General features: G+C 67.3%; 23 protein-coding genes and 2 tRNA genes. 12 read left to right on the top strand and 13 right to left on the bottom strand.

Features of this window, described 5'->3' with window-relative positions:
* Nucleotides 1-82 precede the first annotated feature (82 nt).
* From WS45_RS26430 to WS45_RS26445, 4 genes are all read right to left on the bottom strand, one after another.
* Nucleotides 83-1,072 (bottom strand): beta-ketoacyl-ACP synthase III, encoded by a 990-nt coding sequence (locus tag WS45_RS26430; protein ID WP_059523733.1) that lies wholly within the window; start codon nt 1,070-1,072, stop codon nt 83-85.
* Nucleotides 1,073-2,179, bottom strand: a complete 1,107-nt coding sequence (plsX, locus tag WS45_RS26435) for a phosphate acyltransferase PlsX (RefSeq protein WP_057928056.1) — start codon at nt 2,177-2,179, stop codon at nt 1,073-1,075. It abuts the gene before it with no gap.
* 129 nt (nt 2,180-2,308) lie between these two features.
* Entirely contained in the window at nt 2,309-2,488 is a 180-nt protein-coding gene (rpmF, locus tag WS45_RS26440) for a 50S ribosomal protein L32 (protein ID WP_006051932.1), read from the bottom strand.
* 98 nt (nt 2,489-2,586) lie between these two features.
* Complete coding sequence (locus WS45_RS26445) at nt 2,587-3,222, bottom strand: YceD family protein (RefSeq protein ID WP_059702495.1); 636 nt, start codon at nt 3,220-3,222, stop codon at nt 2,587-2,589.
* Nucleotides 3,223-3,477: 255 nt separating this feature from the next.
* Here WS45_RS26445 and WS45_RS26450 point away from each other — a divergent pair, with 255 nt between their 5' ends.
* Nucleotides 3,478-4,107 carry a Maf-like protein gene (locus WS45_RS26450; protein ID WP_059702497.1) on the top strand — a complete coding sequence of 210 codons (630 nt, stop codon included), beginning with the start codon at nt 3,478-3,480 and terminating at the stop codon, nt 4,105-4,107.
* Nucleotides 4,104-4,826 carry an SAM-dependent methyltransferase gene (locus WS45_RS26455; protein ID WP_059523739.1) on the top strand — a complete coding sequence of 241 codons (723 nt, stop codon included), beginning with the start codon at nt 4,104-4,106 and terminating at the stop codon, nt 4,824-4,826. The genes WS45_RS26450 and WS45_RS26455 overlap by 4 nt, the downstream gene beginning before the upstream one ends.
* A gap of 72 nt (nt 4,827-4,898) precedes the next feature.
* Here WS45_RS26455 and WS45_RS26460 read toward each other — a convergent pair whose 3' ends face one another.
* The 4 genes from WS45_RS26460 to rluC are packed head-to-tail and all read right to left on the bottom strand — an operon-like array spanning nt 4,899 to nt 7,980.
* Entirely contained in the window at nt 4,899-5,891 is a 993-nt protein-coding gene (locus WS45_RS26460) for a S49 family peptidase (RefSeq protein WP_059702499.1), read from the bottom strand.
* Nucleotides 5,892-5,903: 12 nt separating this feature from the next.
* Complete coding sequence (locus WS45_RS26465; protein WP_059702501.1) at nt 5,904-6,314, bottom strand: Rieske (2Fe-2S) protein; 411 nt, start codon at nt 6,312-6,314, stop codon at nt 5,904-5,906.
* Nucleotides 6,311-6,970 (bottom strand): HAD-IA family hydrolase, encoded by a 660-nt coding sequence (locus WS45_RS26470; protein WP_059702503.1) that lies wholly within the window; start codon nt 6,968-6,970, stop codon nt 6,311-6,313. Before WS45_RS26470 ends, WS45_RS26465 begins: the two co-directional genes overlap by 4 nt.
* A 5-nt stretch (nt 6,971-6,975) precedes the next feature.
* A complete protein-coding gene (gene rluC, locus WS45_RS26475; protein WP_059702505.1) occupies nt 6,976-7,980 on the bottom strand; it encodes a 23S rRNA pseudouridine(955/2504/2580) synthase RluC in 1,005 nt (334 codons plus the stop codon).
* A gap of 729 nt (nt 7,981-8,709) precedes the next feature.
* On the opposite strand from rluC, the gene WS45_RS26480 reads away from it, so the two are divergent.
* From WS45_RS26480 to WS45_RS26505, 6 genes are all read left to right on the top strand, one after another.
* Nucleotides 8,710-11,835 carry an Rne/Rng family ribonuclease gene (locus tag WS45_RS26480; protein WP_059702507.1) on the top strand — a complete coding sequence of 1,042 codons (3,126 nt, stop codon included), beginning with the start codon at nt 8,710-8,712 and terminating at the stop codon, nt 11,833-11,835.
* 131 nt (nt 11,836-11,966) lie between these two features.
* The gene (gene moaA / locus WS45_RS26485; RefSeq protein ID WP_059702509.1) at nt 11,967-13,079 is read left to right on the top strand and encodes a GTP 3',8-cyclase MoaA; all 1,113 of its coding nucleotides are present in this window, start codon (nt 11,967-11,969) and stop codon (nt 13,077-13,079) included.
* A 28-nt stretch (nt 13,080-13,107) separates the two neighbouring features.
* Entirely contained in the window at nt 13,108-13,725 is a 618-nt protein-coding gene (gene mobA, locus WS45_RS26490; protein WP_059702511.1) for a molybdenum cofactor guanylyltransferase MobA, read from the top strand.
* A gap of 105 nt (nt 13,726-13,830) precedes the next feature.
* Complete coding sequence (gene moeA, locus WS45_RS26495; RefSeq protein ID WP_059691073.1) at nt 13,831-15,126, top strand: molybdopterin molybdotransferase MoeA; 1,296 nt, start codon at nt 13,831-13,833, stop codon at nt 15,124-15,126.
* 37 nt (nt 15,127-15,163) lie between these two features.
* Nucleotides 15,164-15,439: a hypothetical protein gene (locus WS45_RS26500; protein WP_006476519.1), complete on the top strand. Its 276-nt coding sequence runs from the start codon at nt 15,164-15,166 to the stop codon at nt 15,437-15,439.
* A complete protein-coding gene (locus tag WS45_RS26505; RefSeq protein ID WP_059691072.1) occupies nt 15,436-15,921 on the top strand; it encodes a GNAT family N-acetyltransferase in 486 nt (161 codons plus the stop codon). The genes WS45_RS26500 and WS45_RS26505 overlap by 4 nt, the downstream gene beginning before the upstream one ends.
* 96 nt (nt 15,922-16,017) lie before the next feature.
* Here WS45_RS26505 and WS45_RS26510 read toward each other — a convergent pair whose 3' ends face one another.
* From WS45_RS26510 to pncB, 5 genes are all read right to left on the bottom strand, one after another.
* A complete protein-coding gene (locus tag WS45_RS26510) occupies nt 16,018-17,496 on the bottom strand; it encodes a DNA recombination protein RmuC (protein ID WP_059691071.1) in 1,479 nt (492 codons plus the stop codon).
* Nucleotides 17,493-18,482, bottom strand: coding sequence for a 2-hydroxyacid dehydrogenase (locus WS45_RS26515; RefSeq protein ID WP_059702537.1), 990 nt, complete (start codon nt 18,480-18,482; stop codon nt 17,493-17,495). Before WS45_RS26515 ends, WS45_RS26510 begins: the two co-directional genes overlap by 4 nt.
* 81 nt (nt 18,483-18,563) lie before the next feature.
* Nucleotides 18,564-19,994, bottom strand: coding sequence for a sodium:proton antiporter (locus WS45_RS26520; RefSeq protein ID WP_059523761.1), 1,431 nt, complete (start codon nt 19,992-19,994; stop codon nt 18,564-18,566).
* 52 nt (nt 19,995-20,046) lie between these two features.
* Nucleotides 20,047-20,709, bottom strand: a complete 663-nt coding sequence (locus WS45_RS26525; protein ID WP_059523763.1) for a LutC/YkgG family protein — start codon at nt 20,707-20,709, stop codon at nt 20,047-20,049.
* Nucleotides 20,710-20,795: 86 nt separating this feature from the next.
* On the bottom strand, nt 20,796-21,995 hold the full coding sequence (pncB, locus tag WS45_RS26530) for a nicotinate phosphoribosyltransferase (protein WP_059523765.1): 1,200 nt from the start codon (nt 21,993-21,995) through the stop codon (nt 20,796-20,798).
* Between the two features lie 289 nt (nt 21,996-22,284).
* On the opposite strand from pncB, the gene fdxA reads away from it, so the two are divergent.
* From fdxA to WS45_RS26550, 4 genes are all read left to right on the top strand, one after another.
* Nucleotides 22,285-22,608 (top strand): ferredoxin FdxA, encoded by a 324-nt coding sequence (gene fdxA, locus WS45_RS26535; RefSeq protein WP_006753067.1) that lies wholly within the window; start codon nt 22,285-22,287, stop codon nt 22,606-22,608.
* Nucleotides 22,609-22,710: 102 nt separating this feature from the next.
* Nucleotides 22,711-22,786, top strand: a tRNA-Asn gene (locus tag WS45_RS26540).
* Between the two features lie 75 nt (nt 22,787-22,861).
* Nucleotides 22,862-22,937: transfer RNA gene (locus WS45_RS26545), tRNA-Asn, on the top strand.
* 107 nt (nt 22,938-23,044) lie between these two features.
* On the top strand, nt 23,045-23,530 hold the full coding sequence (locus WS45_RS26550; protein WP_059523767.1) for a CreA family protein: 486 nt from the start codon (nt 23,045-23,047) through the stop codon (nt 23,528-23,530).
* Nucleotide 23,531 lies beyond the last annotated feature (1 nt).

A 23,531-nucleotide genomic window follows, 5' to 3' on the forward strand; every position in this document is an offset into this window, starting at 1 on the left:
GTCCCCAATTGAATCGATTCGGACGGCGCGCGCGAACGGCGCGCCGGTTCGGGATCCGCGCGCAGCAAATGCGCGCCGCGGATCAGTAGCGGAAGACGGATGCGCCCCACGTGAAGCCGCCGCCGACGCCTTCGATCAGCACGTGCTGACCGCGCTGGATGCGGCCGTCGCGCACCGCGGCGTCGAGTGCCAGCGGGATCGACGCAGCCGACGTGTTGCCGTGCTGGTCGACCGTCACGACCATGCGCTCCTGCGGCAGGCCGAGCTTGCGGCAGGTGCTGGTCATGATGCGGATGTTGGCCTGGTGCGGGATCAGCCAGTCGACCTGCTCGGGCGCGAGATTCGCCTTGGCGAGCGCCTCGATCGCGACCTTTTCGAGCACGTTGACCGCGAGCTTGAACACGGCCTGCCCGTCCATGTACAGGAACGCGCTGCCGTCGATCACGCCGCGATTGACGTTGCCCGGCGTGCAGAGGATGTTCGAATAGCTGCCGTCCGCGTGCAGCGCGCTGCCGAGCACGCCCGGCTCTTCCGATGCGGACAGGATCACCGCGCCCGCGCCGTCGCCGAACAGCACGCAGGTCGTGCGGTCCTTGAAATCGAGAATGCGCGAGAACGTCTCCGCGCCGACGATGAGCGCCGTGCGGTGCTGGCCGCTGCGGATGAAGCTGTCGGCCGTCGCCATCGCATACGCGAAGCCCGAGCACACGGCCTGCACGTCGAATGCCGCGCCGCCGTTCTTGATACCGAGCTTGTTCTGCAGCAGGCACGCCGTGCTGGGGAACACGAAATCGGGGGTCGAAGTCGCGACGATGATCAGGTCGATCGACTGCGGATCGATGTCGGCCGCCTCGATCGCACGACGCGACGCTTCGAGCGCGAGATCGCTCGTCGTGACGTTCGGTGCGGCGAAGTGACGCGCATGGATGCCCGTGCGCGCAACGATCCACTCATCGCTCGTCTCGATGCCTTCCTTCGCGAGTCGATCGGCGAGCTGCTGGTTCGTGACGCGGTCGGGCGGCAGGTAGCTGCCCGTGCCGAGCACGCGGGAATAGAGAGTCGATTGGGCCATTTATGCTTTAGAGGATTGCGCAGCGGAAGGTTCGGCGTGATGGCCTGCGGCCGGGCTCGTCTGGCCCGCGCCGCCCGCGTCGTGTTCGCCGTCGCCGAGCGACACCGAATTGTCCGCCATCGCGCGCGCGAGGCGCTCCAGCACGCCGTTTTTGACGGCATCATACCCGCGTTTGATCGCCCACTCAAACGCGTAGGCATCGGCCGAACCGTGGCTTTTGATCACGAGGCTCTTCAGCCCCAGCAGCGCCGCACCGTTGTACTGGCGGTGATCGACGCGCTTCTTGAAACGCATCAGCACCGGCAGCGCAAGCAGCGCCATCAGCTTCGACATCAGCGAACGGCCGAACTCCTCGCGGATGATGTCGGACAGCATCTGCGCGAGCCCTTCGGACGTCTTGAGCGCGACGTTGCCGACGAAGCCGTCGCAAACGATCACGTCGACCGTGCCCTTGTAGATGTCGTTGCCTTCGACGTTGCCGCGGAAATTCAGCGTGCTGGCGCGCAGCAGTTCACCTGCGCGCTTGATCGTCTCGTTGCCCTTGATGACCTCTTCGCCGATGTTCAGCAGGCCGATCGTCGGACGCTCCTTGCCTTCGAGCGCGGCGACGAGCGCGTGCCCCATCTCCGCGAACTGCAGCAGGTGCTGCGGCTCGCAGTCGACGTTCGCGCCGAGGTCCAGCATCATCGTGTAGCCGGTCGGGTTCGGCAGCGCGAACGCGATCGCAGGCCGCTCGATGCCGGGCAGCGTCTTGAGCACATAACGGGAAACGGCCATCAGCGCGCCGGTGTTGCCGGCGGAGATACAGGCCTGGGCCGCGCCTTCCTTGACGTGGTTGAGCGCGACACGCATCGAAGAATCCTTCTTCTTGCGCAGCGCCACTTCGACAGGGTCGTCCATCGCCACGACTTCGGTGGCGGGCACGATGGTCAGCGCGGGATCGTCGAGGGCTTTCAGCTTTTTCAGCTGAGCGCGGATCGCGCTTTCGATGCCGACGAGCATCAGGTGCGCATCGGGATGCGCGCGGACGAACTTGACTGCCGCGGGAACGGTCACGGACGGGCCGTGGTCGCCTCCCATGCAATCGATTGTGAGCTTTACGGTCATGGAATGCGACGAATTTCAGGCACAAAAAAGCGGCAGTTGAATGCCGCCTTTTTGTTGAGCCAGGAAAGTGTCAAGCGAACCAGTTGTCACGCGAACGGCGATCGTAGCGCGCAACGCGTGACTTGACGCTTAGTCGTTCTTCGTCTTGACGACTTTCTTGCCGCGATAGTAGCCGTTCGGGCTGACGTGGTGACGCAGGTGCACTTCACCCGTGCTCGGCTCGACTGCCAGCGGCGCTGCCGTCAGGAAATCGTGCGAACGATGCATGCCGCGCTTCGACGGCGACTTCTTGTTTTGCTGGACTGCCATGACTAACTCCTAAATAATTTTCCGGATTCTAACACAGCCCGATCCGGCGCTTAACTACCCTGGCCCAAAGCCCTTACGCCTTCCCGCGCCACAACTGCTTAGTGTTTCTTGCCGCCGTCCCCGTCCTTCTTCAGCGCTTCCAGCGCCGCGAACGGATTCGGCCGTTTGCCTTCGTCCTCGTCTTCGGCGGACTCATCGTCCGCGTCTTCCGAAGGACCGCTCGCACCCGACACGAGGCTTTCGTGAACTGCCGGGCAAACCTCGTGCTTGGGCACGAGCGGCAACGAAAGCAGCAACTCCTCTTCGATCAAGTCGACGAGATCGAACTGGCGTGAGCCCACGATCACATCGGCTTCATCGTCGTCGAGCGGAAATTCTTCAGCTTCTTCTTCGGTCGCAACGACCCGGTACGTCATGTCGACGTCGAACGTCTGGTCGTACGGGGTCATGCAGCGCTGGCACGTGAGCCACGCATGGCCGTGCACCGCGAGGCGCAGATACGGCTGCTGCCCATCGGCGCCGTCGTCCTGCAACTCCTTCTGGGTGAACCCTTCGGCCTGCCACGTGAAGACCGTGTCGCGATCGGGCGCGTCCGCCGGCACTTCGTTCAGCATGCGCGGCAGCTGCGACAGACGCACGGCACCCGCTGCCTGCCGCCCGCTGCGGGCGAATTCGAACAGGTCGACCGCGTGCGGATCAAGCGACGCCGCAGGTTTGCCAGAAGAAGTGTTCATGTTGCGCTCCTGCCTACAGGCTGACTTGCGGGATCCGGCTTGCTGGCGCCGCACATTCGGCGCCGCGCACGTGCGCGATCTACGCCGCGTACGATTACGTACTTTACTTCCGAAGACCCGGCAGGCGCCACCACTGCGAAAGCCTGCCGACGAAAAGCGGGAAAGCATACCTGTTTTACCTTTTGCGGTCAATCACTTATGCTTGCGCCCTCGCAACACCGCGCCACACCTGACGACTCATCGCCCCAATCGACCATGCCGGATACCGTTTGCCGCCCGCCGCGGCTGATTCTCGCCTCCAGTTCCCGCTACCGCCGCACGCTCCTCGAGCGCCTCGGCGTGCCGTTCGACGTGATGTCGCCCGACCTCGACGAAACCCCGCTCGCAGGCGAAACGCCGGCCGCGACCGCGCTGCGCCTCGCGGGCGCGAAGGCGCGCGCGGTCGCCGCGACGATCGACGCGCCGGACGGCGTACTCGTGATCGGGTCGGACCAGGTCGCGACGTTCGACGGCCGCCAGATCGGCAAGCCCGGCACGCACGAGCGCGCGCTCGCGCAGCTCCTGGCGATGCAGGGCCGCGACGTCGAATTCCACAGTGCGCTCAGCCTGTACGACAGCCGCACGGGTGAAACCTGGAGTGAGGACGTCGTCACGCACGTGCGCTTCCGCTCGCTGCCCGAAGCCGAACTCGACGCATACTTGCGTGCGGAAACGCCGTACGACGTCGCCGGCAGCGCGAAATCCGAAGGCCTCGGCATCGCGCTGCTGGATGCCATCGACTCCAACGACCCGACGGCGCTCGTCGGCCTGCCGCTGATCGCGCTCACGCGGATGCTTCGCGCCGCGGGCTATCCGCTCTTTGCCACCCAGGGAGACCGCGCATGACCGCCGGCACGCTCTATCTCGTCCCGAACACCCTCGGCGAAGGCGACGCATCGATGCTCGCCGCCGTGCTGCCCGCGGCCGTGCAGGCGCGCGCCGGCACGCTCGGCTATTACATCGGCGAAAACGCGAAAACGACCCGCGCGTTCCTGAAGAAAATCGGCACGACGCGGCCGATCCAGGAAATCGAGATTCGGGAACTGAACGTCAATACGCCGGCCGGCGAGATCGACCGGCTGCTCGCACCGGTACTGGCGGGCGCGGACGCCGGGCTCGTATCCGAGGCCGGCTGCCCCGCCGTTGCCGATCCTGGCGCGCTGCTGGTCCGCCGGGCGCACGAGCGCGGCGTGAAGGTCGTGCCGCTCGTCGGGCCGAGTTCGATCCTGCTCGCGCTGATGGCATCCGGCCTGAACGGCCAGAGTTTCGCGTTCAACGGCTATCTGCCGGTCGATGCAGCCGCGCGCGCGAAACGCCTGCGCGAACTCGAGCAGTTGTCGCGCAAGGCGCGCCAGACGCAGATCTTCATCGAGACGCCGTACCGGAACCACGCGATGCTCGACACGCTCGTCGCGACCTGCGCACCGTCGACGCAGATCTGCGTCGCAGCCGATCTGACCCTCGAGACCGAGACGATCGCCAGCCGTACGGTGGCCGACTGGAAAAAGGCGCCTGCGCCGAATCTGCACAAGCGCCCCGCCATCTTCCTGCTGCTCGCGAACTGAGATCGGCGCCGGCAACAGCCTCGCGGCACGGGGCGCCCCGCCCCGCTCGCCGCGGCGCCGGCCGGCTGCCGCTCAGCGCAGGCTGAACGACGCGCCGCCGGCGGTCAGCGCCTTCATCGCGGCACCGCCGACGGCCGCGCCGAACTTGCGCGCAACGCGATTCGTCAGGCTTTCCTTCACCGTGTAGTCGACGAGATCCGGCGCCTTCAGCACGTCGCGCGCGACCGTGTCGGTCGTGCCGTAGCCGTCGGCGAGCCCGAGTTCGACGCTCTTCTCGCCGGTCCAGAACAGACCCGAGAACATGTCGGGCGTTTCGTGCAGCCGCTTGCCGCGGCCATCCTTCACGGCCTTGATGAACTGCGCATGGACCTGGTCGAGCAGCGCCTGCGCATGGGCATCCATCTTTGGCGTCTCGGGCGAGAACGGGTCGTAGAAGCCCTTGTTTTCGCCCGACGTGTGCAGGCGGCGATCGACGCCCAGCTTGCCCATCAGGCCCGTGAAGCCGAACCCGTCCATCAGCACGCCGATCGAGCCGACGATACTCGCCTTGTCGACGAAGATCTTGTCGGCGGCGGACGCAATGTAATAGCCGCCCGATGCGCACATGTCGGTCACGACGACGTACAACGGCTTGTCCGGATACTTCGTGCGGAGCCGGCGGATCTCGTCGTAGACCATTCCTGCCTGCACCGGGCTGCCGCCCGGGCTGTTGATCCGCAGCACGACGCCGGCCGTGCCGCTGTCGTCGAAAGCGGCATCCAGCGCCGTATTGATGTCGTCGGCGTTCGCGTTGGTGCCCGCCGCGATCTCGCCGTCGATCGTCACGAGCGCCGTGTGGCGCCCGCTCGACGAGAACTTCGAGTCGCTCGAGAAATCGATCAGCGCGAACGCGAACAGCACGAATACGCCGAGGAACGCGAAGCGGAAGAAGATCTTCCAGCGCCGCGCCGCGCGCTGTTCCTTGACGGCCGCGAGCGCGATCCGCTCGAGCGCCGCACGCTCCCAGTTCGGTTCGCGGCTGTCGGGACGGGACGAGGAATCGGGGATGTTCGGTTGGTCGGCCATGCAGTAATGTCTTCAGTCGGTCGTGGCGGAAGGAGGCGGAGCGGCGGGCCCCAGGTCGGCATCCGGCAGCCAGAATACCGCACGCCCGTCCGGCGTGTCGCGCTCGTCGACTTCGACCGGCCGCAGACGACCGCCGCGGCACGGGCCGCCGACACACTTGCCGGTATCCGGCGCGTAGATCGCGCCGTGCGTCGCGCACATCAGGTACAGGCCCGACGACTCGAAGAACTGCCCTTCGGCCCAGTCGAGCTCCATCGGCACGTGCGCGCAGCGGTTCAGGTAGCCGTACGCGCGACCTTCGTAACGCACGAAGAACACGACCGCCTGCTCGCCGCGCAGCGACGCGTCGACGCGCACGCCGGCGCCGCCGTCGGCCAGCGCGTCCGATGCGCACACGCGCACGGCGTCCGGCGTCGTGCTCATGCGTGCTCCCGCAGCCACGCCGCCAGCGCGCCGACGTCCGGCGCGACGAAGCGCGGCGTCAGTGCGGCCAGCGCATCGGCCGTGTGCGCGCCGTACGCGACGCCGATGCCGGCAGCCCCGGCACTGGCGGCCATCTGCAGGTCGTGCGTGGTGTCGCCGATCATCACCGTACGCGCAAGATCCTGCCCCAATTCGCGCGACAGCTCGTGCAGCATCGCCGGGTGCGGCTTCGAGAATGTTTCGTCCGCGCAGCGCGTCGCATCGAACAGGCTCGTCAGCTTCGACTGGTCGAGCACGCGGTTCAGCCCGACACGGCCCTTGCCGGTCGCGACCGCGAGCAGGTAACCCGTATCGCGCAATTCCGCGAGCAGTTCGCGCACGCCGGCGAACAGCTCGATGCGCTGATCGTCCAGCAGGTAGTGATAGCGATAACGTTCGGCCAGCCGCGGATAGTCGGACGGATCGAGGGTCGGCGCAGTAATCTGGAGCGCATCGCGCAGGCCGAGGCCGATCACATAGCGGGACGCCTCGTCCGACGGCGTGGGCAGGCCGAGATCGCGGCACGCGGCCTGGATGCTGTGCGCGATGTGCGCAGTCGAATCCATCAGCGTGCCGTCCCAGTCGAAGACGATCAGGTCAAATTGCTGTCGGGCCATGCGAGTCAGGCGGTATCGCGCAGAGCGCGGAGTTGATCGAGGAAGCGCCGGCATTCGTCCGGCAGCGGCGCGTCGAACTGCAGCGCCTCGCCGGTCAGCGGGTGCGCGAGCTTCAGCCGGTGCGCATGCAGGAACATCCGTTTGAGCGACGGCTGCGCGTTCGCGCGCGCCAGCGCCTTGTTCAGTGCGAAGTCGCCATACTTGGCGTCGCCGGCGATCGGCAGGCCGAGATGCGCGAGGTGCACACGGATCTGATGGGTCCGACCCGTTTTGAGTTCCGCCTCGACCAGCGCGTAGTCCGGCCAGCGCTCGATCAGGTTGAACACCGTGTGCGACGGCAGGCCGTCGTCCTGCACGCGCACGCGCCGCTCCCCTTCCGGGGTCGAATACTTGAACAGCGGCGCCTTCACCGCACGGCGGCGGCCCCAGTCGGACTGCCACTCTCCGTGTCCGCACGCAAAGTAACGCTTGTCCATCCGGTTCTCGCGGATCTGCTCGTGCAGGCCGACGAGCGCCGAGCGCTTCTTCGCGAGCATCAGGATCCCGGAGGTCTCGCGGTCGAGCCGATGCACGAGTTCGAGGAACTTCGCGCGCGGACGCGCCTGGCGCATCTGCTCGATCACGCCGAACGCGACGCCGCTGCCGCCGTGCACGGCGACGCCGGCCGGCTTGTTGATGACGAGCATCGCATCGTCTTCGTACAGCACCTCGAACTGCGCGGGCGGCACGATCGGCGTGTCGGCGCGCGCGAGGTCGGCCGCCGCCACCCGCACGGGCGGCACGCGGACGATGTCGCCGAACGCGAGGCGATACTGGGCGTCGACCCGACCCTTGTTCACGCGCACTTCGCCGCTGCGCAGGATCCGGTAAATATGGCTTTTGGGCACGCCTTTACAGACGCGCAACAGGAAGTTGTCGATCCGCTGACCGGCCGAGTTTTCGTCGATCTGGATCATCGATACCTGGCCGCTTGCGACTGAATTCTGGGATATTTTGCCTAACTCATTCATACTGAATATAATTTTGCCCAGCCGGACGTTGAGGGTGGCCTGACAGGCCGGCCCCGACGGAATCGGGCAAGGCGCAAGCGCAAGCGCAAACCGCTATTTTACTTGCGCCGGGGGTCTGCTGCTCGCCCCTGATCAAAGAGATGCAGCAAGTTGCACGCACGGCGCCGCCCGTCGGCAAGGATCGCGCCCACAGGCGGATTCGGTCGGCAAGGCGCCGCGGTAACGGAAAGTTGGTTGAAAAGAATTTGATCGGCAGCCCGACGGCGTGAAGTACGTCCGCAGGCTGCCGGTTGCGAAAATACGGCGTTGCGCCCGATTTGGCCCCGCGAAGCGTGCGGGGCTTGGCGACGTCAAACCAGGGAAGTACACCCCAGGCGGGAAAGTCGGGCTGGATTCGATACTCCCCGCTGCGGCCCAAGCCGCAGCATCTGCCGCCCGTCGGCGCGCGCGACGCATTGCGCGCGCCCCGTGGCAGTGCCCCGGTCTCAGGCTTAGCGCGCTTTCGCAGCGTGCGGTGTGTGGACGCCGTGCTTTGAAGCCGTGTTCGCAGGTGCCCTTTGGCCGCCGGCCCCGTCTTTCGGGCCCAAGCGCCTCTTCAGGCAATTCTCCCCGCCATCCTTCCCGCTCCAGCGTGCCCGTGACAACACAACAAGGCGCGGCCTGCCGTCGTTCCCGCCCTCGCGACTGACAACCGCGAGGCGCCGGCAGCAGAGCCGCCTGGAGTCGTTCATGAAACGCATGCTGTTCAATGCGACGCAGCAGGAGGAGCTGCGCGTCGCCATCGTCGATGGGCAGAAGCTCATCGACATCGACATCGAGACAGCCGGGCGCGAACAGCGCAAGGGCAATATCTACAAAGGTGTCGTGACCCGCATCGAGCCGTCGCTCGAAGCGTGCTTCGTCAACTACGGCGAAGACCGCCACGGCTTCCTGCCGTTCAAGGAAGTCGCCCGCCAGTACTTCAAGGAAGGCATCGACATGCGCTCCGCGCGCATCCAGGATGCCCTGCGCGAAGGCCAGGAGCTGATCGTTCAGGTCGAGAAGGAAGAGCGCGGCAACAAGGGCGCCGCCCTCACGACCTTCATCTCGCTCGCCGGCCGCTATCTCGTGCTGATGCCGAACAACCCGCGCGGCGGCGGCGTATCGCGCCGGATCGAAGGCGACGAGCGGCAGGAACTGCGCGAAACCATGGCGCAGCTTCAGATTCCCGACGGCATGAGCATGATCGCCCGCACCGCGGGCATCGGCCGCAGCGCCGAGGAACTGCAGTGGGACCTGAACTACCTGCTGCAGCTGTGGCGCGCGATCGAAGCGGCATCGCAAAGCGGCAATTCCGGCCAGCCGATGCTGATCTATCTGGAATCGAGCCTCGTGATCCGCGCGATCCGGGACTATTTCCAGCCCGATATCGGCGAAATCCTGATCGACACGACCGAGATCTACGATCAGGCCCGTGCATTCATGGACATCGTGATGCCGGACAACGTGTCGAAGGTGAAGCGTTACCACGACGACGTGCCGCTCTTCTCGCGCTTCCAGATCGAGCACCAGATCGAGACCGCGTATTCGCGCACGGTGCCGCTGCCGTCTGGCGGCGCGATCGTGATCGACCACACCGAAGCGCTCGTCGCGATCGACGTGAACTCGGCGCGTGCGACCAAAGGCGCGGACATCGAGGAAACGGCGACCCGCACGAACCTCGAAGCGGCGGACGAAGTGGCCCGCCAGCTGCGCCTGCGCGACCTCGGCGGCCTGATCGTGATCGACTTCATCGACATGGAGTCGGCGAAGAGCCAGCGCGAAGTCGAGCAACGCCTGAAGGACGCGCTCAAGCACGACCGTGCGCGCGTGCAGATGGGCAAGATCTCCCGCTTCGGCCTGATGGAACTGTCGCGCCAGCGCCTGCGTCCGGCCCTGTCGGAAGGCAGCCACGTGACGTGCCCGCGCTGTAACGGCACCGGCCACATCCGCGATACCGAATCGTCCGCGCTGCAGGTCCTGCGGATCATTCAGGAAGAAGCGATGAAGGAAAACACCGCGGCGATCCACTGCCAGGTGCCGGTCGAGGTGACCGCCTTCCTGCTCAACGAAAAGCGTCAGGAAATCAACAAGATCGAGTCGCGCTTCAAGGTCGGCATCGTGCTGATCCCGAACAAGCACCTCGATACGCCGCACTACAAGCTCGAGCGCCTGCGCCATGACGACGCGCGCCTCGACGATCCGCGCGCGTCCTGGAAGATGGCGGAAGAAGCCGCCCGCGAACTGGAGTCGGAAACCGGCTACAGCAAGCGTGCGGCCGACGTGAAGCCGAAGCAGGAAGCCGCGGTCAAGGGCATCACGCCCGAGCGTCCGGCACCGAGTCCGGCACCGCAGCGCCCGGTCGAACCGGTTGCGGCGCCCGCACCGGTCGCCGCGGCGAGCGGCGGCTTCATCGGCTGGCTGAAGGGTCTGTTCGGCATGTCGCCGGCTCCGGCACCCGCGCCGGTCGCACCGGCACCGGCCAAGGAGCAGGCAGCCCGTCCGGCCCGCGAGCGGACCGAGAAGACCGAGCAGCGCGGCGGCGATCGCAACCGCAACCGTCGCGGCGGCGCCCAGCAGGCTCAGGGCGGTCGCGATCAGGCAGCGGCAGGCCGTGGCCAGTCGCAACGCCTGGAACGCGAAGGCAAGGAAGGGCGCGAGCCGCGTGAACCGCGCGAAGGTCGCGAACCGCGTGAAGGCCGTGAGCCGCGCGAAAGCCGTGAGGGTCGCGAAAGTCGCGAGGGCCGTGGCCCGCGCGAAGGCCGCGAGCCGCGCGAGCCGCGTGAGAGCCGTGAACCGCGTGAACCGCGCGAGAACCGCGAACCGCGCGAGCGCACCGAGCAGCCGGAAGCCGTCGAGGCAGCCGGCCGCGGCGAGCGCCAGGAACGCGGCGAACGTCGCGAGCGCGGAGAGCGCCGCAAGCCGACGCAACACGCGGCGACGCTCGAAACCGTCACCCGTGGCGAGAACCATCCGGAAGCGGCAGCCGACCAGACTGCAGCCGTCGCCCTGCCGGGCGCCGATGTCGCAGCCGACGCGGAAGCCGGCGCACGTGACGGCGAGGAACGTCGCCGCCGCCGCCGCGGTCGCCGTGGCGGTCGTCGCGAGCGCGAGGACGAAGGCGCAGTCGTCGACCACGCCGAGCAAGGCGCGGACGGCGAAGCCGCCGTGCAGGCCGTGACGACGGAAACCCCGAGCGCGGTCGAGCCGGCTCATACGGCCGCACCGGTCGCGGTGGCAGCCGTCGCAGCAGCAGGCGCAGTCGTTGCGGAAGCGGCGGCACCGGTCGCAGCCGAGCCGCAACCGGCACCGGTTCGCGTCGAAGCGACGCCGGTCGCGCCGCTCGAGCCGCTCGAGCCGGCCGTCGTCGCACCGGCAGCCGAAGCGGCACCGGTCACGCCGGCCGCTGCTCCGGAAGCCGCCCCGGCTCCGGTCGCGGTTTCGCCGACCGATGCGTTCGAAGTGCCGGCCGCGCCGGCTGCCGTCGAAGCGCCGCAGTCCGCGCCCGTCGAGCAGGCTGCACCGGCACCGGTCGTCGCAGCCGAAGCGGCTCCGGCCGCCGTCGAACCGGCTCGCGTCGAAACTGCGCCGGTCGAAGCCGTTGCCGCGCCGGCTCCGGCGCCCGTGCAAACGGCCGCTGCACCAGCGTCGGCGAGCCTCGATGTCGTGCTGGAACAAGCCGGTCTCGTGTGGGTGAACACCGACGCCGACAAGTTCCGCGCTGCTCAGGAAGCCGCGTCGCGCCTGCCGCGCGCAGTCCGCGTTCCGCGCGAGCGCAAGGCGCTGCCGCCGGTCGACACGACCCCGATGCAGCAGGTCGAAACGTCGCAACATTAAGCGACGCATCGCCCGACCAGGAAAAGCCCGCCTCCGGCGGGCTTTTCCATTTCCGCGCTGCGGGTTTCCGCCCACCGGCCCGGCCAGCCGCTTGCGGCTAGAATAGAAGCTTGGCTCGCACTTCTTTCAACATGTCCCGACGCATCATTCCTCTCGCCGACGTCAGCGGGATGCCGGATATCTCCGGCGTCGCGCATACCCCCGACGGCGCCTTGGCCGACACGTTCGCCAGGCCGCTGCGCGACCTGCGCATCTCGGTGACGGACCGCTGCAACTTCCGTTGCGTGTACTGCATGCCGCGAGACGTGTTCGACAAGAACTACCCGTTCCTGCCGCACAGCGCGCTGCTCACGCACGAAGAAATCGAGCGCGTGGCGCGGCTGTTCGTCGCGCACGGCGTCGAAAAGATCCGGATCACCGGCGGCGAACCGCTGCTGCGCAAGAACCTCGAATTCCTGATCGAGCGCCTCGCGCGCCTGACGACCCATGACGGCCGCCCGCTCGACCTGGCGCTGACCACCAATGGCTCGCTGCTCGCGCGCAAGGCGCGCGCACTGAAGGATGCCGGCCTCACGCGCGTGACGGTCAGTCTCGACGCGCTCGACGATACGTTGTTCAAGCGTATGAACGACGCCGACTTCGCGAGCGCCGACGTGCTCGACGGCATCTTCGCCGCGCAGGCCGCGGGCCTCGCGCCGGTCAAGGTCAACATGGTCGTGAAGCGCGGCACCAACGACAGCGAGATCCTGCCGATGGCCGAGCGCTTCCGCGACACCGGCGTGATCCTGCGTTTCATCGAATACATGGACGTCGGCACGTCGAACGGCTGGAACATGACCGAAGTGCTACCGTCCGCGGACGTCGTCGCACGGATCGCCGAACAGTTCCCGCTCGTGCCGCTCGAGCCGCACACGGCGGCGGAAACCGCGCAGCGCTGGGGCTATGCCGACGGCAGCGGCGAAATCGGCGTGATCTCGAGCGTCACACAGGCATTTTGCGGCGACTGCACGCGCGCGCGGTTGTCGACCGAAGGCAAGCTGTACCTGTGCCTGTTCGCGTCGACCGGCCATGACCTGCGCGCCCTCGTGCGCGGCGGCGCCAGCGACGCCGAGATCGCGACCGCGATCGCCCGCATCTGGCAGGCCCGCACCGACCGCTATTCGCAGCTGCGCGGCAGCGCGGCCGCCGACGCGGCGCCCCACGATGCCGGCAAGCGCGTAGAAATGTCGTACATCGGCGGCTGACGCGCGCCCGCCGCCCCGATTTCCCGCGATGTCCGCTTCCGCCTCGCCTTCCGTCACCGGCCTGCTGCTCGCGGGCGGCCGCGCGACGCGCATGGACGGCGCCGACAAGGGCCTGCAACTGCTCGACGGTACGCCGCTTGCGCTGCACGTGCTGCGCCGGCTCTCGCCGCAGGTCGACGAGACGCTGATCAGCGCGAATCGCAACATCGATCGCTATGCCGAGCTCGGTGCGCCGTTCGACGCGCGCATCGTGCTGGACGAAACACCCGATTTCCCCGGCCCGCTCGCGGGTCTGCTCGCCGGCATGCGCGCGGCGCGCGCACCGCTCGTCGCGTGCTCGCCGTGCGATACGCCCTATTTGCCGACCGACCTCGTCGCACGGCTGCACGCGGCGCTCGATGCGCAGCAGGCCGACATCGCGATGGCGGTGACCGTCGACGCGCAACAGGCACGTTCGCCGCAGCCGACCTTCGCGCTGCTGCGCACGTCGCTCGCCGACGACCTCGCGGCCGGGCTCGCGGCCGGCGAGCGCAAGGTGCGTGCGTGGTACGCACGCCACAAGACGGTCGAAGTCGAGTTCTGCGACGAGCGTGCGTTTTACAATGCCAACTCCTGGCAGGAACTTGCCGCGCTTGCCCGCCGTTGACGGCCCCGGCATCCGCTCCCGCCCGCCGCATGCGCCTTCGCGCTCCGGCGCCCTCCGCGCGCCACCGGCCACGAACCCGATACGCCTTGCGGCGCAGTCAGACTGATGATCACGCAATCCTCGCCCGCCTCCCGAACCGCACCCGATTCCGCTGCCCCGTTGTCGCTCGCCGACGCGCAGGCGCTCGCGTGCCGGTTCGCGGTGCCGGTCGACGCGTGCGACACGGTGCCGCTGCATGACGCCCTCGACCGCGTGCTCGCGGCCGACGTGAATGCGCCGTTCGACATTCCCGCGTACGACAACTCGGCGATGGACGGCTATGCATTCGACGGCAGCGTGCACGCACTTGCATCGGCCGCCGACATCGCGCTGACGGTCGCCGGCACGGCGTTCGCCGGCCATCCGTTCGACGGAGCCGTGGCGCCCGGTGCGTGCATCCGCATCATGACCGGCGCGCCGATGCCGGCCGGATGCGACACGGTCATTCCGCAGGAACGCGTGCGCGTCGACGGCGACGTCATCCGCTTCGCCGCGCACGACGTCACGCGCGGCGCAAATTGCCGCCGGGCCGGCGAGGATCTCGCCCGCGGCGCCTGCGCGCTTGCCGCGGGGCGCATCCTGCGCCCGTCCGATCTGGGCTTGCTCGCATCGTTCGGGTTGCGCGAAGTCACGGTGCGCCGCCGCGTGCGCGTCGCCGTGTTCTCGACCGGCGACGAACTGCGCGAACCCGGCGAGCCGCTCGATCGCGGCACGCTGTACGACAGCAATCGCGGGATGCTGGTCGCGATGCTCGAACGGCTGCACATCGACGCGCTCGATCTCGGGATCGTCCGCGACGATCCGGCGGCGCTCGAACGCGCGCTGCGCGATGCCGCCGCCGCACAGGCCGACGCGGTGATCACGTCGGGCGGCGTGTCGGTCGGCGAAGCCGATTTCACGCGCGACGTGATGGCGCGGCTCGGCGACGTGACCTTCGCGAGCCTCGCGCTGCGGCCCGGCCGGCCGCTCGCGTGCGGCACGCTCGCGCCTGCGGCCGACGGCGCCGGCCACGTGCTGTTCTTCGGGCTGCCCGGCAATCCGGTCGCGTCCGCCGTGACGTTCTACGCGATCGTGCGCCCCGCGCTGCTGACGCTGGCCGGCGCGCATGCGCCACCGCCGGCGATGTACACGGCACGCAGCACGCAGGCGCTGAAAAAGCGCCCGGGCCGTACCGAATACCTGCGCGCCGTCGCGACGCGCGACGCCGACGGCCAGTGGCACGTCGCGCCGGCCGGTTCGCAGAGTTCCGCATCGCTGAGCGGCCTCGCGGCCGCCAACTGTTTCATCGTCCTGGGCCACGATTCCGCGGCAGTCGACGCGGGCGCCCCGGTCGACATCCTGCCGCTCGACGGCTTGATCTGAATTCCAATCGGTATATCTCTACGGGGGCAATCCGCACATGAAGAAACAAATCTCGTCGATCGCCGCGGGACAGACCGCGAAGGCGCTGATCCTCGTCTACCTGACGTTCAGCGTGCCGATCGTGCTGCTCGGCATCCTGGTCGCGTACATCCGCTACGGGATGGTCGAACTGAGCACGATCCTGAGCGCGCTGCTGCTGAACGCGATCCTCGGTTTCGTGCTGCTGTGGATCGCCTGCCACGCGTACAACTGGGTCGCGTCGCGCTTCGGCGGCATCGAGATCGTGCTGTCCGATCCGCCGGAGGAAGCGTGAGCGGCACGCCGCTGATCCGCTCGGCCGAAACGCGCGACGTCGGTGCGATTCTCGCGCTGATGCGCGAGCTGGCCGAGTTCGAGAAGCTCACGCACCTGTTCGTCGCGAGCGACGCCGATCTGGCCGACGCGCTGTTCGGCGAGTGCCCCGCCGCCGAAGCGCTGGTGGCCGAGCGCGACGGCGCGATCGTCGCGTATGCGCTGTTCTTTCACAACTATTCGACGTTCCTCGGCCGTCGCGGCCTGTATCTCGAGGATCTGTACGTGCAGCCGTCGCAGCGCGGCACGGGCCTCGGCACCGCGATGCTGCAGCACCTCGCGGCACTCGCAGTCGAGCGCCGCTGTGCTCGCTTCGAATGGTCGGTGCTCGACTGGAACCAGCCGGCGATCGACTTCTACGAAAAGATGGGTGCGACCGTGCTGCCGGAATGGCGCATCGTGCGCGTCACCGGGGATGCGCTGAACACGCTCGCCGCACGTTGAACGCGGGCCGGCCACGCCGGTCGGTGCTGCAAAGGAAAACGGGCGCCACGGCGCCCGTTTTTCGTTCCAGCCGGCTTCGGCTGAATACGCGATGCGTCATGCATCGTCCGCATCGGCGCCGTCGGCAGCGTCCGAGCCTAGCAGCCCGGCCGCCGTCTCGCCCGGCAACGCCTCGACCTGCTTCAGCTTGCGGTTCATCACGCGGGTGCGCTGCTCGGCGGCCTCGATCGAGCGCGTGACCGTTTCGAGTTGCGCCTTCGTGCGCGCGAGCACATCGCCGAATTTGCCGAATTCGGTCTTCACCGCACCGAGCACCTGCCACACTTCGCTCGAGCGCTGCTCGATCGCGAGCGTGCGGAAACCCATCTGCAGGCTGTTCAGCAACGCGGTCAGCGTGGTCGGGCCGGCCACCGTCACACGATAGTCGCGCTGCAGCAGGTCGGTCAGCCCCGGGCGGCGCAGGATCTCCGCATAGAGCCCCTCGGTCGGCAGGAACAGCAGCGCGAAATCGGTCGTATGCGGCGGTGCGACGTACTTCTCCGCAATCGTGCGCGCTTCCATCCGCACGCGTGCCTCGAGCGCACGGGCCGCGTCCTCGACCGCCACCGAATCGGCGCGCTCTTGCGCGTCGATCAACCGCTCGTAGTCCTCGCGCGGGAATTTCGCGTCGATCGGCAACCACACCGGCGGCGCGTCGCGCGTGCCGGCATCGCGCCCCGGCAGCCGGATCGCGAACTCGACGCGTTCGCTGCTCTTCGGCACCGTCGCGACGTTCTTCGCATACTGGTCGGGCGTGAGCATCTGCTCGAGCAAGGCCTCGAGCTGCACCTCGCCCCAGGTGCCACGCGTCTTCACGTTCGTCAGCACCTTCTTGAGGTCTCCCACGCCGGCCGCGAGCGTCTGCATCTCGCCGAGCCCGCGGTGGACCTGCTCGAGCCGGTCCGACACGAGCTTGAACGATTCGCCGAGCCGTTGTTCGAGCGTCGCATGCAGCTTCTCGTCGACGGTGCGGCGCATCTCCTCGAGCTTCGCCGCATTGTTCGTCTCGATTTCCTTCAGCCGCTGCTCGAGCGTCGCACGCACTTCGCCGATCCGGCGATCGTTGGCCTCGGTCAGTTGCGTGAGCTGCCGGTTCAGCGTGTCGCCGAACAGCCGCAGCGCGACCGTCTGCTCTTCGCGCGCCTGCTGCGCCTGACGCTGCACGCTCTCGCGCATCGCATCGAACTGCTGCGCGTTGCCGGCGACGAGCTTGCCCAACTGTTGCGCGAAACCCTCGATCTGATTGTTCTGCACGGTCGCGATGCTCGTGAGCTGTGTCGCGAGCGTCTGCTGAAGCTGCGAGAAACTGCCAGCCAGTTCGGTGCGCGAGCCGCGCGCGTTCTCGACGATCTCGCCACGCAGCTCGCGCTCGAGCCGCTCGACCGCGAGCGCCTGCGCGTGCGCGGCGTCCTCGATCTGGTCGCCGAGCACGGCCGCATCGTCGTGGCGGCCGCCGCCGCGCACGATCGCGACGATCGCCACCGCGAGCGCGACGGCCAGCACGATGACCGTCGCCAGCAACAACATCGTCGTCATGCGCGCAGCTTCCCGATCACGTCAGGGTTGATCGGGTTCGGCGGTTGCCCCGCGCGCGGCCCTTCGCCCAGCGCGGCGATCAGGTTGTCGGCCGCGAGGTTCGCCATCGCGCGGCGCGTCTTCTCGGTCGCGCTCGCGATGTGCGGCGTCAGCACGACGTTCGGCACCTCGAGCAGCGCCGGGTGCACGCTCGGTTCGCCTTCATAGACGTCGAGGCCTGCCGCGGCGATCGTCCTGTCGCGCAGTGCGGCGGCCAGCGCCGCGTCGTCGACGATGCCGCCGCGCGCGATGTTGGTCAGCGTCGCGGAGGGCTTCATCTTCGCGAGCTCGGCCGCGCCGATCGTGTGATGGTTCTCCTTCGTGTACGGCAGCACGAGCACGACGTGATCGGCGCGCGCCAGCAAGTCGTCCTTCGACACGTATTCGGCATTCAGCTCGGCCTCCATCTCGGGCGCGACCCGCGACCGGTTGTGATAGATCACCTGCATCCCGAAGCCGCGCGCGCGCCGTGCGAGTGCCTGACCGATGCGCCCCATCCCGATGACACCGAGCGTCGAGCCGTAAATGTCGCTGCCGAGGAAACCGTCGTACGCCCACTTCTGCCAGTGTCCGGCGCGCAACCAGTGCTCGGATTCGGCGATCCGCCGCGCGGCGGCCATCATCAACGCCCAGCCGAAATCCGCGGTCGATTCGTTCAGCACGTCGGGCGTGTTGGTGCCGAGCACGTTCGCGGCATTGAACGCGGCCATGTCGAAATTGTTGTAGCCGACCGCCATGTTCGACACGACGCGCAGGCGCGGCGCCGCCGCGAGCGCGGCCGCGCCGACCGGGTCGCCCGCCGTCAGCGCGCCGTCCTTGTCCGCGAGGCGCGCGGCGAGCGCGTCGGGGGCGAGCGCATCGCCATTGTTCCAGTCGACTTCGAAATACTGCTCGAGCCGTTCGATCACGTCCGGAAAGATCGGACGTGCGACCAGGATCTTCTGCATCGCCATCTCCGCATGCCGCGGCCGGCACGCGGCACATCGTGCACCGCCGGAGCCGTCCGCGCTTGGTTGAAAATCGTCAGCCTACGCCGGGAAGAAAATCCACGACGTCAGCAGGAATACGGGTACCAGGATCACGAGCGCCCAGCCGAGATACGCGAAGAAGCTCGGCATCTTCACGCCGCGCGATTCCGCGATCGCCTTCACCATGAAGTTCGGCGCATTCCCGATGTAGCTGTTCGCGCCCATGAACACCGCCCCCGCCGAAATCGCGGCGAGCGTCGTCGCGCCGGTCGTCATCAGCGCTTGCGCATCGCCGCCCGCGAGGTTGAAGAACACGAGGTAGGTCGGCGCGTTGTCGAGGAACGACGACAGCAAGCCGGTTGCCCAGAAATACATCGCGTCGATCGGCTTGCCGTCGGGCCCCGTGACGAGATGGACGATCTGGGCGAACGCGCCGTCCGCACCCGCGCGCAGGATCACGATCACCGGCGCGATCGTCACGAAGATCCCCGCGAACAGCTTCGCGACCTCCTCGATCGGCGCCCAGTTGAACGCGTTGCCTTCGCGCGCCGAGCGCGGTGTCAGCGCGAGCGACGCGAGCGCCACGACGACCAGTGCGACGTCGCGCACGAGATTCTGCAGCGCGACGTGCGTGCCCCACACGTCGAACGAGATGCCCGGCTTCCAGACGCCGCTCATCAGCACGAGGCCGATCACGGCCGCGAGCAACACGAAGTTGACCTTGCCGTCGATCGACAGCGCGCCGCTGTCGGGCGTCGGGTCGAGTGCGGCCGGCCGCTCCTCGCCGGCCTTCCGGTAGAAGTACGTATCGAGCACGAAGAAAAGCGTCAGCAGCACCGCGCAGATGAACAGCATCGGCAGTGCGAGATGCGTGGTCGTCCAGAAGAAGCTCACGCCGTTCAGGAAGCCGAGGAACAGCGGCGGATCGCCGAGCGGCGACAGCGACCCGCCCGCGTTCGCGACGAGGAAGATGAAGAAGATCACGACGTGCACGACGTGCTTGCGGTTATCGTTCGCGCGCAGCAGCGGCCGGATCAGCAGCATCGCGGCGCCCGTCGTGCCCATCACGCTGGCGAGCAGCGTGCCGAGCGCGAGGATCGCGGTGTTCAGCTTCGGCGTGCCGTGCAGGTTGCCGTTGACGCAAATGCCGCCGGCGACCGTATAGAGGGCCGTCAACAGCACGATGAACGGAATGTACTCTTCGAGCAGCGCGTGCACGAGCGTACCGAACGCCGTGCCCGCACCGAACGCGGCGGCGAACGGAACCAGGAACACGATCGCCCACGCCGCGGCGATCTTGCCGAAGTGGTGATGCCAGAACACCGGCGCGACGAGCGGGAACACCGCGATGGACAGCAGGATCCCGGCGAACGGGATGCCCCAGAGTGCGGACAGCGTGGCACCGTCGAGCGTGGCGGCCGATGCAAGCGCGGGAACGGCGCCAAGCGCGGCTCCCGACGCCATGCCCGCCCAGGCGGCATGTCGTTTCATGCAGAACTTCCTTGTGCGAGTGAGTCGAGTGAGGATGGATCAGGTGCGCGCGTCATGCGCCGCGTACGACGATCGCGTGAACGCGGTACGGGCCGTGCGCGCCCAGCACGATGGTCTGCTCGATATCGCCCGTGCGCGACGGGCCCGATACGAAATTGACCGCACGCGGCAATTCGCCGCGCTCCGCGCGAATCAGCGCGAATGCGTCTTCATGGCCCGCGACGATCCGCGACGCCGGCACGATCGCGATGTGCGTCTCCGGCAGCAGCCCGGCCGACGCATAGGTGTCGGGGCCGGACAGCAGCACCAGCGAACCCGTTTCGGCGGTTGCGCAGAAGCAGCCGGTGAGGCCGACGAGATCGCCGTCGCGCGGCTTTCGGCATTCGACCGACAGGCCCGCGCCGGCCCAGTCGAGCTCGGCCAGCGTGCGCCACGCAACGGCCTGCATCGGCAGGCCGTGAGCGGAAAGATAGCGGGCGGCGGCGGCCGGCGCGTCGGCCAGTGTCGCGACTTCGTCGACCGTCGTCGACAGGCGAGCCGCTTCGTCGACGAATGCGGCGACGAGGTCGGCCGGCATCGGCGGGCGCGGCCCCTCGGGATGGCGGGCGAGATAGTCGGCGACGCCGTCGCGCTCCGCTGCATCGGGTTCGGGCGCGCGTCCTTGCGCCGCGCGAATGCGTGCGAGGATCTGGCGACGGGCAGCGGAAGTGTCCATGAACGGTCCTCGTGACGTTGGCGTGCAATACCGTCGGATTATACCGGCCGCCCTCGCCGCGACGCACCTGGCCGCTTGGCCGACGCTTACTGCGACGCGTCCTCGTCGACCGGCTGCGCGATGCCGAACACCTGGCGCAGGTACGCGAGATACGCCTTGTCGTCGCACATGCTCTTGCCCGGCGAATCCGACAGCTTCGCGACCGGCTGTCCGTTGCAGCGGACCATCTTGATCACGATCTGCAGCGGCACGTAGCCGAGATCGTTTGTGAGATTGGTGCCGACGCCGAACGCGAGCTTGCAGCGGTTGCGGAACCGTTCGTACAGCTGCATGACCTTCGGGATGTCCAGCGCGTCCGAGAACACGAGCACCTTGGTGCGCGGATCGCAGCGGTTCGCCTCGTAGTGGCGCAGCATGCGCTCGCCCCATTCGAACGGATCGCCCGAATCGTGGCGCGCGCCGTCGAACAGCTTGCAGAAGTACATGTCGAAGTCGTTCAGGAACGCGTCCATCCCGTAGACGTCCGACAGCGCGATCCCGAGGTCGCCGCGATACTCCTTCGCCCACATCTCGAAACCGTAGGTCTGCGAATCGCGCAGCCGCGGGCCGAGCGCCTGGCAGGCCTGCAAGTATTCGTGGGCCATCGTGCCGAGCGGCGTCAGGCCGTGCTTCATCGCGTAGAACACGTTGCTCGTGCCCGCGAACTGCGGCCCGAGCCCGTCGCGCAGCGTCAGCGCGACCTCCTCGTGCCACACCTTCGAGAAGCGCCGGCGCGTGCCGTAGTCGGCGATCTTGCAGTCGGCGAACTCGGGCTTCGCGCCGAGCAGCTTGATCTTCTCGCGCAGCCGTTCGCGGCCTTCGCGATAGTCGGGCTCGCGCTGCGTGTTGCGGAAATAGACCTCGTTGACGATCGCGAGCGCCGGGATCTCGAACAGGATCGTGTGCAGCCACGGCCCCTCGATCACGATGTCGATCTCGCCGTTGCCCTTCGGCGAAGGCGTGATCGAGATGTATTTCTCGTTCAGGTGGAACAGCGCGAGGAAGTCGACGAAGTCGCTCTTGATGAAGCGCATGCGCCGCAGGTAGTCGAGTTCGTCGTCGGTGAAGCGCAGCGAACACAGGCCGCGCACCTCGTCGCGGATCTCGTCGATGTACGGGACGAGATCGACGCCGGGCGTGCGACACCGGAACCGGTACTCGACGTTTGCGGCAGGAAAGTGATGCAGGACGACCTGCATCATCGTGAATTTGTAGAGATCCGTGTCGAGCAGCGAAGTGATGATCATGATTACGGCACCGCCAATAACGTGACAGGGCCCCGGCGCACCGCGCGCCGCCCGGTCTGCCGGCCATGTTACCCGAATGCGGGCCCGACCATCGTGAAACCGCCTCCCCCTTGCCCACCGCGTCGTGCAGCCGGCCGCACGCACCGCGCCCACGGTCGGCCCCATAAACTAATCACGAAACGATATAAGCCGGAAAGCCGACCACGCCATGCGGGTTTTGCGCTTCAGTTACAATGCCGCTTTTGGCGCAAACGCCACCCCATATATACCGCCAAGCAGGAGCGTTTTAATGACTCACGTTGTGACCGAAGGCTGCATCAAGTGCAAATACACGGATTGCGTGGATGTGTGCCCGGTGGATTGCTTCCGTGAAGGTCCCAACTTTCTCGCCATCGATCCGGACGAGTGCATCGACTGCGCCGTGTGCGTCGCCGAGTGCCCGACCAATGCGATCTATGCCGAAGAAGACGTTCCGGGCGACCAGCAGCAGTTCACCGAGCTGAACGCCGAGCTGGCGAAGAACTGGCCGTCCATCACGAAGACGAAGCCGGCACCGGCCGACGCGGACGAGTGGAAGGACGTGCAGGAAAAGCTGCACCTGCTCGAACGCTGATCGCGCAGCGACGTGCAAAATATTTTGCACGTCGCTGCTCAAAAGTGTTGACAGGTTAGCGAACGCTCCATACAATCTCGTTTCTCTGCTGTTGTTGTTTGTTCCCCGATAGCTCAGTCGGTAGAGCGCCGGACTGTTAATCCGTAGGTCCCTGGTTCGAGCCCAGGTCGGGGAGCCAAAAACGCAAGAGCCCGTTGAAGGTGGACGGGTTTTTTGTTGGCCACCAAACAAGCACGCAGATGTACCGATTTATTCCCCGATAGCTCAGTCGGTAGAGCGCCGGACTGTTAATCCGTAGGTCCCTGGTTCGAGCCCAGGTCGGGGAGCCAGACAGCGAAAGGCCCGTCATTCGACGGGCCTTTTGTTTTTCCGGCGCCCGTCGGTCACCGCCGCGCATGCTAGAGTTTCTGTCCCGCATTCGCATCCGGTTCCATCGATGAAGCACCGCCTCCTTTCCGCTGCGCCGTTCGCCCTTCTGCTCTCCGCCCTTGCCGCCGCGCCGCTCGCGCACGCGGAGGAAGTCGGCAGCGTCAACACCCATTTCCGCGTGACGGGCTCCGACCGCGTGGTCGTCGAAGCGTATGACGATCCGCTCGTGACGGGCGTCACCTGCTACGTGTCGCGGGCGCGCACCGGCGGGATCAAGGGCACGCTCGGCGTCGCCGAGGATCCGAGCGAAGCGTCGATCGCGTGCCGGCAAGTCGGCCCGCTCAGCTTCAAGGAGCCGCTCAAGCAGCAGACCGACGTGTTCAGCGAGCGGATGTCGTTCATCTTCAAGACGCTGCACGTCGTGCGCGTGGTCGACAAGAAGCGCAACACGCTCGTCTACCTGACCTACAGCGACCGCATCGTCAGCGGCAGCCCGAAGAACGCCGTGACCGCGGTGCCGATGCCGGCCGGCACGACGATTCCGGTCAAGTAAG

The organism is Burkholderia sp. RF2-non_BP3, assembly GCF_001522185.1.
Classification (GTDB): Bacteria; Pseudomonadota; Gammaproteobacteria; order Burkholderiales; family Burkholderiaceae; genus Burkholderia; species Burkholderia diffusa.

Excerpts from the sequence above, each read along its gene's own strand:
- WS45_RS26430 (WP_059523733.1), bottom strand. The coding sequence starts at position 1,072 with ATGGCCCAATCGACTCTCTATTCCCGCGTGCTCGGCACGGGCAGCTAC.
- plsX (WP_057928056.1), bottom strand. The coding sequence starts at position 2,179 with ATGACCGTAAAGCTCACAATCGATTGCATGGGAGGCGACCACGGCCCG.
- rpmF (WP_006051932.1), bottom strand. The coding sequence starts at position 2,488 with ATGGCAGTCCAGCAAAACAAGAAGTCGCCGTCGAAGCGCGGCATGCAT.
- WS45_RS26445 (WP_059702495.1), bottom strand. The coding sequence starts at position 3,222 with ATGAACACTTCTTCTGGCAAACCTGCGGCGTCGCTTGATCCGCACGCG.
- WS45_RS26450 (WP_059702497.1), top strand. The coding sequence starts at position 3,478 with ATGCCGGATACCGTTTGCCGCCCGCCGCGGCTGATTCTCGCCTCCAGT.
- WS45_RS26455 (WP_059523739.1), top strand. The coding sequence starts at position 4,104 with ATGACCGCCGGCACGCTCTATCTCGTCCCGAACACCCTCGGCGAAGGC.
- WS45_RS26460 (WP_059702499.1), bottom strand. The coding sequence starts at position 5,891 with ATGGCCGACCAACCGAACATCCCCGATTCCTCGTCCCGTCCCGACAGC.
- WS45_RS26465 (WP_059702501.1), bottom strand. The coding sequence starts at position 6,314 with ATGAGCACGACGCCGGACGCCGTGCGCGTGTGCGCATCGGACGCGCTG.
- WS45_RS26470 (WP_059702503.1), bottom strand. The coding sequence starts at position 6,970 with ATGGCCCGACAGCAATTTGACCTGATCGTCTTCGACTGGGACGGCACG.
- rluC (WP_059702505.1), bottom strand. The coding sequence starts at position 7,980 with ATGAATGAGTTAGGCAAAATATCCCAGAATTCAGTCGCAAGCGGCCAG.
- WS45_RS26480 (WP_059702507.1), top strand. The coding sequence starts at position 8,710 with ATGAAACGCATGCTGTTCAATGCGACGCAGCAGGAGGAGCTGCGCGTC.
- moaA (WP_059702509.1), top strand. The coding sequence starts at position 11,967 with ATGTCCCGACGCATCATTCCTCTCGCCGACGTCAGCGGGATGCCGGAT.
- mobA (WP_059702511.1), top strand. The coding sequence starts at position 13,108 with ATGTCCGCTTCCGCCTCGCCTTCCGTCACCGGCCTGCTGCTCGCGGGC.
- moeA (WP_059691073.1), top strand. The coding sequence starts at position 13,831 with ATGATCACGCAATCCTCGCCCGCCTCCCGAACCGCACCCGATTCCGCT.
- WS45_RS26500 (WP_006476519.1), top strand. The coding sequence starts at position 15,164 with ATGAAGAAACAAATCTCGTCGATCGCCGCGGGACAGACCGCGAAGGCG.
- WS45_RS26510 (WP_059691071.1), bottom strand. The coding sequence starts at position 17,496 with ATGACGACGATGTTGTTGCTGGCGACGGTCATCGTGCTGGCCGTCGCG.
- WS45_RS26515 (WP_059702537.1), bottom strand. The coding sequence starts at position 18,482 with ATGCAGAAGATCCTGGTCGCACGTCCGATCTTTCCGGACGTGATCGAA.
- WS45_RS26520 (WP_059523761.1), bottom strand. The coding sequence starts at position 19,994 with ATGAAACGACATGCCGCCTGGGCGGGCATGGCGTCGGGAGCCGCGCTT.
- WS45_RS26525 (WP_059523763.1), bottom strand. The coding sequence starts at position 20,709 with ATGGACACTTCCGCTGCCCGTCGCCAGATCCTCGCACGCATTCGCGCG.
- pncB (WP_059523765.1), bottom strand. The coding sequence starts at position 21,995 with ATGATCATCACTTCGCTGCTCGACACGGATCTCTACAAATTCACGATG.
- fdxA (WP_006753067.1), top strand. The coding sequence starts at position 22,285 with ATGACTCACGTTGTGACCGAAGGCTGCATCAAGTGCAAATACACGGAT.
- WS45_RS26550 (WP_059523767.1), top strand. The coding sequence starts at position 23,045 with ATGAAGCACCGCCTCCTTTCCGCTGCGCCGTTCGCCCTTCTGCTCTCC.